Genomic DNA, 8,556 nt, shown 5'->3' with positions numbered 1-8,556 from the left:
CACCACCTTTTAGACTTTATGCTCGATGAGGCCATCCCTGTTACTCGCGTTAATTCTTCTTGATTTTGGATGGGGAGCTACAGGGCAAAAGCGTTTTGTATTCTGTATTCCTTGCTACATTCTGAATTTGGAATTGCTGGCTATTTTTAGCAAAAAACCAGAGCATCAATAGAACAATAGCGATCGCCAGTCCGCTAAAAACAGTATTTTTATGCTGCTCTAACTGCATGGGTGCGGGGGATTCTTCTTTTTTCTGTTTATTTGTCCCCTTTTTAAATTGCGGTGTACTATCGGGAAGTTTCTCTAAATCGGGAATCTTCGTCATCCACTCATCTGGGCGTTTGAGACGGGGAGCTTCGATAATATAAAGCAGACGCTTGGCCTGTTCGCGAATTTGATAGATAGGATGGGTAATAAGTTGCCTACAGATTTCACTAGCTTTCTCCCCCTCTCCTAACCCTTGATGGGCAGAAATTAACCAAATTTGAATCTCACCCCCTTCTCGGGAGCCTAAGGAAATTAAGGCTAAAGCCGCATTTAATTGCTGGACACTAAGACGATATTGTCCACGCTCAAAAGCACTGATTCCAGCTTGATAAAGGTCTTGAAAAGAAAGATTTTCGGCCACGGAGTCAAGATCGAGATAAATAAAATTTTACATAAGTATAGCAAGAGGTAAGAAGCAAGAGGAAACTTTGATCAGTATCAGATGTGAGTTTTCAGTTCACTGATGGTTCTTCGTTACTTGGTATGGTTTGATCGGGTGGCATAAATAGACTACATCCTTATCTGGCAAGAGACTTAATTGATTAGTTCGTTCTAGATGGAAAACAATTGACAAAAATCGCCAAATGTCTTTCTATATAAGGGTTTCATCTCTTATAACCCCGTCTATTGCCTAACACAAACAAAAAGAACCTCACTTGATTACTGTTTACTGTTCACTGTTTACTGATCACTGAAAAGCTCCCCACCTCCGCCATTGAGAATGAGAATCTCGGCAAAAATCCGGTACACTTTCTGCTAAACCTGTTCAACCCGCACGGTATGAAAGAGATTAATCCCCTGTTGCTAATTATATTAGTGATCGCCACTACAATAATCAGTCTAGTTTTAGGGATTCTATTTGGCAAAAAAGCGGCCTTGTTAGGAATTTGGGCAGTTCCCGCCATGGTCGCTTCTTTTATCCATCCCCGTCTGGGATTATTAGCCCTAATCATCTATCTTCCCCTGAGTAATACCTTCGCTTTGTCTGTGGTGAGAGTTTTTCAGGTAGTGGGCAACTTTATTGGCATAGAGCCCTCCTATGCTCTCTACAAAATCGCCAAGGATGCCTTTTATTTCGCCGCTTTAGCGGCAATTTTAATTAAAACAAAAACTTTTAAACAATTACGCCCCAAAATCAAGCCTTTTCTCATCACAGCTTTGATTTTACTTGCCAGCAGCTTGATAACTTTTCTTTTTGTCAATCTGCCCCAAGGAGCAATTGCTGTGGGAATTGTGGGATTAAAAATCCTCCTCAGTTATATTCCCCTAGTTCTCTGTGGGTACTATTTAATCGAGCAAAAACGAGATTTATTCATGGTTAACCGAGTTTTAATCGTGATGATCTTAGTCTGTTGCGGTTTAGCTCTAATTCAATACTTCTTACTCGTCCAAGGTATCTGTCCTGACAATGAATTCCTCAATCAACTCGAAGTCCGTGTCCCGAAATCTGACAGCCAATTTTATCCGGATATTACCGAAAAAGCCACCTTGAAAGCTCAATGTTTTGTCGGCGGTTCATTGTTGTATAATCCCGATCGAGGCTTAATTCGTCTCCCCGGCACATTTTCCGATCCTTGGCAATGGGGTTGGTTTTTAGTATCTAGTAGCGTCATCAGTTACGCGGCCAGTTTTAGTGATCCGCAAAAAAGATGGCGCGTCGCTGGTTGGGTGGCCATGGTTTTAGTCTTGCTTGCGACTCTGGTTTCTGGACAAAGATTACCTTTTTTGCTAGTACCTTTGTTTTACTTGGTTCTTTTTATTGTTACTAGCAAAAGTAAACGAAAGTTACCATTAAAATTGGGAATCTTGGGACTGATTTCCCTGCTCGCGGTGACGTTAATTCCCTTTATTCAGGAAAGAGGGCTAAATTTTATCGGTCGCTGGCTATATTCGTCTCCCATTGACTTTGTAGGCAATCAAATGCAGTTGAGCTTCAGATATGTACAGCTTTTTGGTTTTGGTTTAGGCAGAGCCAGCAGTGGCGCTCTTCATGTAGCGGGAGAAGAAGGGATAAGACTAATTGAAACCTACTACGCTAAACTCGTCCACGAAATCGGTATCATCGGTTTTATCGCTTTTATGGCACTGGTGACAATTCTCTGTATTCTCACCTTTAAAGCCTATTTAAAAGTAAAAAATGCTGCTTTAAAGCATTGGGGTCTCTGTATCTGGATTTTTATACTTTTTATTAGCTATAACCCCTACTATTATCCTCTCTCCGTCGAGCCTGTTTCTGTTTACTATTGGTTATTCGCTGGAATATTGCTAAAACTGCCGGAAATCAGCGACAAATTGGAAGATGATGCGAGATTTTCCCAAAAAAATCAAGTGGAGAATTAAGAGGATTTTTATCGATAATTACATTATCTCTCGACTGATAGGAGTTAACCGCAATGACAGCAGAAACCGTTACCTATTCCCTGGAATCTGTCCTTAAGGAAATTAAAGATAGTATTAAAGGTGTTGATCGAAAGCTAGACACCTTCCAGAAAGATGTTGAGCAAAAGCTAGACAATCTCGAAAAAAGGTTTGATCAAAAGCTAGACAATCTCGAAAAAAGTTTCGAGCAAAAGCTAGATAATCTCGAAAAAAGGTTTGATCAAAAGCTAGAAACTTTACAGAAAAATGTCGAGCAAAAGCTAGAAACCCTACAGAAAAATGTCACCGATGTCAAGATAGGACTAGCAACTTTAACAGAGAAAGTCGATAGTATGGATAATCGACTGATCAAGGTGGAAGGAACCCAAAGTAACCAAATTTGGACATTAATAACTCTTTTGAGTGGTTCCTTGATTGCTGTGGGGTTCCGTGCTTTTTTTATGGGCAACAATCCCTAGTCGCTCGCTGTAGAGTAACGAGACTTTCTCGCTTGTCCCACCCGACACGCTGCCCCCAGGAAAAACTTTTTCGGCAAGCCCCTGTTTTTTTTATACACTTTATTTAGGGTTTGCTGAAAAAGTTTGTTGGTGGGGTTAGGAGTCGGTCGTCAGTAGCCGGTCGTCGGTCGTTTCAGGCTTTGTTGCCCTCTCTTTTCGTACCATTTTTGTACTACAAGAAGGATAATGCAAGGTTTTTGAAGGTCCCAATCCGATTTTCGCAGCATGAACATCGGATTTTAACAGGTCAAAAGCCTTATTTTAAAAGGGTTTTACCATTATTCAGCAAACCCTATTTAAATAGTTTGAGTTATAAGATAACCGGCATGACTCAACTCACACTGCGCCCTAGTGTCTTAATTGTCGATGATTTGCCCAATAATGTGCGGCTATTGTCGATTATGCTCACCGAGAAGGGCTATCAGGTACGCAAAGCGATTAATGGACAGATGGCCCTGAATACAGTGCGATCGCTAATTCCCGATCTGATCCTCCTCGATATTAATATGCCCGATCTCAATGGTTATCAAGTTTGTGAACAGTTAAAAGCTGATGAAAAAACCAGAGAAATTCCCGTGATTTTTATCAGCGCTCTTGATGATGTCTTAGATAAAGTCAAAGCTTTTCAAGTGGGAGGTGTCGATTACATTTCTAAACCTTTTCAAGGGGAAGAAGTGATGGCCCGCATCGAAAATCAATTAACTATTTGCCGTCAAAAAAAACAACTCCAAAACGAAATTAAAGAACGTCAAAAAACTGAGGAAACTTTAGAAATTTATCTTCATGCCGTCTCTCACGATCTCCGCAATCCCGTGATCGGGATGTCAATGATCTTAAATAATTTAATTAAAAATTCTCAGGGAGAAACTAAAGAAGTATCCCAGAAGATTTTACAACAGATGGCCAACAGTTGCGATCGACAATTAACTTTAATTGATTCTCTCGTCGAAACCCGACAAAATGATCTTTGGGGAGTTTCCCTAGAACTAAAGCCTTTATCTCTCTACGAAATTGGTCAACAGATCAGTCAGGAATGGGAGTTAAGATTAAAGGAAAATCAAGCAACTTTAATTAATAATTTTCCCCCCGATTTACCCTTAGTTAATGCCGATGCTCACCATCTCTGGCGAGTTTTTGAGAATTTATTAGCCAATGCCCTTAAACACAATCCCCAGGGGATAATTATCACTTTATCCGCTAGACTAGAGGGCAATTATCTCCGGTGTAGTATTGCCGATAATGGGGTGGGAATTAGCGAAACCCAGAGAAAAAAATTATTTGATCGCTATCAACGAGGCAATAATAATCATCAGATTAGTTTAGGACTAGGTTTATATCTATGTCGTCAAATTATCCATGCTCACGGGGGCGAAATTGGCATTATGAATAATGACGAAAAAGGTTCACAATTTTGGTTTACTTTGCCCTACTAAGCTGTTGACTAAGTAGGTAGATGTTAAAAACTTTCAGACACCCCCCTTATCAAGGGGGGATTAAGGGTGGATCTATCTTCAATTTAATTATAACCAGCTACTTATCTACATTACTCGTTAAGACTGTCTATGAGCAGGAAGAGCCAGTTTAAACATTTGTTTTTTCCTGTTACCGGGGAAAGAAAGGGCTAAGATCTATTTAGATCAACTATCTTCACTTGCCATGGCCGCTAATGCCGACTATTCTGCCCATTCTAGCCTTAACTTGCAACAACCTTGGCATACCTATCCGGTGGAAACCACCCTATCTATCCTCGGTAGTTCGGCTGTTAATGGCCTCAATAGGGAGCAAATCGCCCAAAAAATTAAATATTATGGCAAAAATGAACTACAAGAACGTCCAGGGCGCAGTAATTGGCAAATTCTCCTAGATCAGTTTACCAATATTATGCTCCTGCTCTTAATTGCCGTGGCCATAATTTCTGGGGGACTAGATTTACTAGCATTACAGCGCGGTCATCTGGCTAAAATTGGTGTTCCCTTCAAAGATACGATCGCTATTTTAACAATTGTCATCCTCAATGGCATCCTCGGCTATCTGCAAGAAAGTCGCGCCGAAAAAGCTCTGGCCGCTTTAAAAAAACTTTCCTCTCCCCAAGTTAATGTTATTCGCGAGGGTCAACGCAGAGAAATAGACGCGGTTAATCTCGTCCCCGGGGACATCATGCTGATTGAAGCGGGAACCCAAATCAGTGCCGACGGCCAAATTATCGAAGCTTTTAACCTGCAAATTCGCGAATCGGCCTTGACAGGAGAGGCAAATAGTGTTAATAAATCCGCCTCCATTGACCCCTTAGACAGAGATACTCCCCTCGGCGATCGCTTAAATTTTGTCTTTACCGGAACAGAGGTACTGCAAGGCCGGGCCAAGGTCATCGTTACCAATACGGGGATGACAACGGAATTAGGCAAAATCGCTCAAATGTTAGCAACAGTCGGCAATGAACCCACTCCTCTCCAAAAAAGAATGACTCACTTGGGTAATGTCCTTGTTGCTGGTTCTCTCATTCTAGTGGCCCTAACTATTACCATCGGCCTGATCAATGCCGGTTGGTCGGCCCTAGAGGAATTAGTGGAAGTTTCCCTTAGTATGGCAGTAGCCGTCGTTCCCGAAGGATTACCCGCAGTTATCACCCTAACGCTCGCCCTAGGTACCCAACGCATGGTCAAACGTCAGGCCTTGATTCGTAAACTGCCGGCAGTAGAAACCCTTGGTTCCGTTAATGTGATCTGTTCCGACAAAACCGGGACGCTAACGGAAAATAAAATGACCGTGCGGGAGATAGAGACAGTTAATCGCAGTTTTTTAGTTACTGGGGAAGGATATAGCCCAAAAGGACAATTTTTAGACTCCAAGCAACGGGCGATCGATCCCAAAACCGATCTAGAATTACATCATCTTTTAATTGCCAGTATCCTCTGCAACGATGCCAGTTTAAACCTCGATAACGGTCACGATAGCATTTTAGGCGATCCCACGGAAGGAGCCTTATTAGTTTTAGGGGCGAAAGCGGGCTTAAATTTATCCCTAACCAAGCAAGAGTTCCCTAGAATCGCTGAAATCCCCTTTTCTTCTCAAAGAAAGCGAATGTCGGTCATTTGTCAAGGAGTCAATCCCGTACTATTTACCAAAGGTTCCCCGGAATTAATCCTTGAACAATGTCTCTCCTACCAATCGGGATTAGAAAGTCTTCCTTTTGGGGATAGGGAAAAAGAAAAAGTCTTAGTCGCTAACAATGCTATGGCTAACAGGGGTTTACGAGTCTTAGGATTAGCCTACAAAAACCTGATTTATCCGCCAGAATCAACTGAAATCAGCGAAGATGCCCTAATTTGGTTAGGAATGGTCGGTATGATCGACGCAGCGCGACCGGAGGTACAAATCGCCGTGGCTAGGTGTCGAGAAGCGGGAATCCGTCCAATCATGATCACCGGTGATCATCAATTAACCGCTCTAGCGGTGGCTAAAAGTCTTGGTATTGCCCAAGCGGGAGCTTTAGTCATCTCAGGGCGAGAATTAGATAAATTATCACCAATTCAGCTAGAAAACATCATTGACAAAACTAACATCTATGCCCGTGTCTCCCCCGAACATAAATTAACTATTGTCCGCGCCTTGCAAAAAAAGGGTAAATTTGTTGCTATGACCGGAGATGGGGTGAATGATGCTCCGGCCTTGAAACAAGCAGATATAGGTATTGCCATGGGAATCGCTGGCACCGATGTCACCAAAGAGGCTAGTGATATGATTCTCCTTGATGATAATTTTGCCACCATCGTCGCCGCCACGGAAGAAGGGCGAGTGGTTTATAACAATATTCGCAGTTTTATTAAATATATTCTCGGCAGTAATATCGGGGAAGTGATTACTATCGCTGCTTCGCCTCTTTTGGGTTTAGTTACTCCCCTAACTCCCCTACAAATTCTCTGGATGAATTTAGTTACTGATGGTTTACCTGCTTTAGCTTTGGCAGTGGAACCCGCTTCTCCTAATATTATGCGTCGCCCTCCTTTTAGTCCCCAAGAAAGTATTTTTGCTCGCGGTTTGGGCAGTTATATCGTGAGAATTGGGATTATTTTTTCGATTATTAATATCACTCAAATGTTGATCGCTGTGCGCTTGGATCCACTTTTTGGTAATACTGGTTCATGGAAAACTATGGTTTTTACTACTCTCTGTTTAGCTCAAATGGGTCATGCCATTTCCGTGCGATCGAGCGATCATCTTACCATAGAAATGAATCCTTTGACTAATCCCTATCTCTGGGTAGCAGTAACCCTGACGACAATTTTTCAACTGATGTTAATCTATGTTCCTGCCCTGCGGGATTTTTTCGGCACTCAATTTTTAACTAAAGAAGAATTATTAATCTGTTTGGGATTTAGTACCTTATTATTCGTTTGGGTGGAGTTAGAAAAATTATTTACCCGTTGGTATCATCGGCGATAATCAGGGAGTTTTTTTCATTGTTCAGTAAACAGTGAATTGAAAACTCAAATCTGATAACTGATAAACCCCATCCACTGGGAAAACCGTAGTTTGGCTTTTTCGGCTACGATTCTTATATAGGGTTTGCGGCAAAAAGTACGGGCGAAGCATTCGGATAGAAAATCTACGGTTTCATCGATAGGTTATTGCCCGAATGCTTCGCCCCTACAGGACGCGGGCCGATGAAGACGCAAGGTTTTGAAGCACGATTCTCTCAAAATCTTGCACCTGTTTCCAGAGAAAAGCCAGAAAGCCCCTACCTTGCCTACATTTCACATTTATTCAGCAAATCCTACATAGTAATAATTTTAAGGTTTAGTGCCTTGGCCGTGAAATTCCAGTTCTCTAGCTGATTGCGATTTGGCTTACTATTAAAAATTGTTTTGATCTAAAATTGAGTTAGCAATATTGTATTGGGAGTATCAAACAATGGAACCAGTTTCTCTGATTATCGCCGCCTTGACTGCCGGTGCGGTTGCTGCGGCTAAAGATACGGCGGAAAAAGGTGTTAAAGATACATATCAAGGTTTGAAAACCTTGATTAAGCGTAAGTTTGCTAATGATGCTTTAGCACAGGCAATGGTAGAGGCAAAACCAGAGGATATCAAGAAAGCTGAAGGTTTGTTAAAAGATAAAATTGTCGAAGCGGGGGTTGATAAAGATAATGAAATCACTAAATTAGCCCAAGATTTACTAGACAAGCTCCAAGAACAACCCGGTGGACAACAAATTATCACCCAAAATATCAGTAATGTTAAATATGCTGCTACCTCTGGCACGGGTAATGCTAGTAAGTAGTCATGCAAAATTAATTACCCAAATAAAAAATTAAGAAGTATAATACATAAAAAAACGAAGCAGCAGGAAAATACAATGAGATTGATTAGAGACCTAAACCCCGAGAGCCAGAAAATGCTAGAGAGAATTTATC

Annotated in this window: 5 protein-coding genes and 1 pseudogene; 5 read left to right on the top strand and 1 reads right to left on the bottom strand. The window is 41.5% G+C overall.

Features of this window, described 5'->3' with window-relative positions; translation table 11 throughout:
- Positions 1-139 precede the first annotated feature (139 nt).
- A pseudogene (locus O9332_RS24130) lies at positions 140-628 on the bottom strand (hypothetical protein); the annotation flags it as partial.
- A gap of 419 nt (positions 629-1,047) precedes the next feature.
- Here O9332_RS24130 and O9332_RS24125 point away from each other — a divergent pair.
- The 5 genes from O9332_RS24125 to O9332_RS24105 all read left to right on the top strand — a co-directional run bounded on the left by O9332_RS24125 (position 1,048) and on the right by O9332_RS24105 (position 8,423).
- Positions 1,048-2,607 (top strand): hypothetical protein, encoded by a 1,560-nt coding sequence (locus O9332_RS24125; protein ID WP_002758541.1) that lies wholly within the window; start codon positions 1,048-1,050, stop codon positions 2,605-2,607.
- A gap of 53 nt (positions 2,608-2,660) precedes the next feature.
- Positions 2,661-3,104 (top strand): hypothetical protein, encoded by a 444-nt coding sequence (locus tag O9332_RS24120; protein ID WP_288027685.1) that lies wholly within the window; start codon positions 2,661-2,663, stop codon positions 3,102-3,104.
- A 365-nt stretch (positions 3,105-3,469) separates the two neighbouring features.
- Entirely contained in the window at positions 3,470-4,576 is a 1,107-nt protein-coding gene (locus tag O9332_RS24115) for a hybrid sensor histidine kinase/response regulator (protein ID WP_043999005.1), read from the top strand.
- A gap of 223 nt (positions 4,577-4,799) precedes the next feature.
- Positions 4,800-7,586 carry a cation-translocating P-type ATPase gene (locus tag O9332_RS24110; protein WP_002758544.1) on the top strand — a complete coding sequence of 929 codons (2,787 nt, stop codon included), beginning with the start codon at positions 4,800-4,802 and terminating at the stop codon, positions 7,584-7,586.
- A gap of 468 nt (positions 7,587-8,054) precedes the next feature.
- A complete protein-coding gene (locus O9332_RS24105) occupies positions 8,055-8,423 on the top strand; it encodes a Het-E N-terminal domain-containing protein (protein WP_288027684.1) in 369 nt (122 codons plus the stop codon).
- The last annotated feature ends 133 nt before the right edge of the window (positions 8,424-8,556 follow it).

It is taken from the genome of Microcystis sp. LE19-10.1B, assembly GCF_027530565.1.
Lineage (GTDB): Bacteria > Cyanobacteriota > Cyanobacteriia > Cyanobacteriales > Microcystaceae > Microcystis > Microcystis aeruginosa.
Note: the sequence above shows the minus strand (reverse complement) of the source record. Positions and strands in the feature narration are given on the sequence as shown.

What these genes read in the sequence shown, in the direction of transcription:
- O9332_RS24125 (WP_002758541.1), top strand. Translation starts at nt 1,048, where the DNA reads ATGAAAGAGATTAATCCCCTGTTGCTAATTATATTAGTGATCGCCACT.
- O9332_RS24120 (WP_288027685.1), top strand. Translation starts at nt 2,661, where the DNA reads ATGACAGCAGAAACCGTTACCTATTCCCTGGAATCTGTCCTTAAGGAA.
- O9332_RS24115 (WP_043999005.1), top strand. Translation starts at nt 3,470, where the DNA reads ATGACTCAACTCACACTGCGCCCTAGTGTCTTAATTGTCGATGATTTG.
- O9332_RS24110 (WP_002758544.1), top strand. Translation starts at nt 4,800, where the DNA reads ATGGCCGCTAATGCCGACTATTCTGCCCATTCTAGCCTTAACTTGCAA.
- O9332_RS24105 (WP_288027684.1), top strand. Translation starts at nt 8,055, where the DNA reads ATGGAACCAGTTTCTCTGATTATCGCCGCCTTGACTGCCGGTGCGGTT.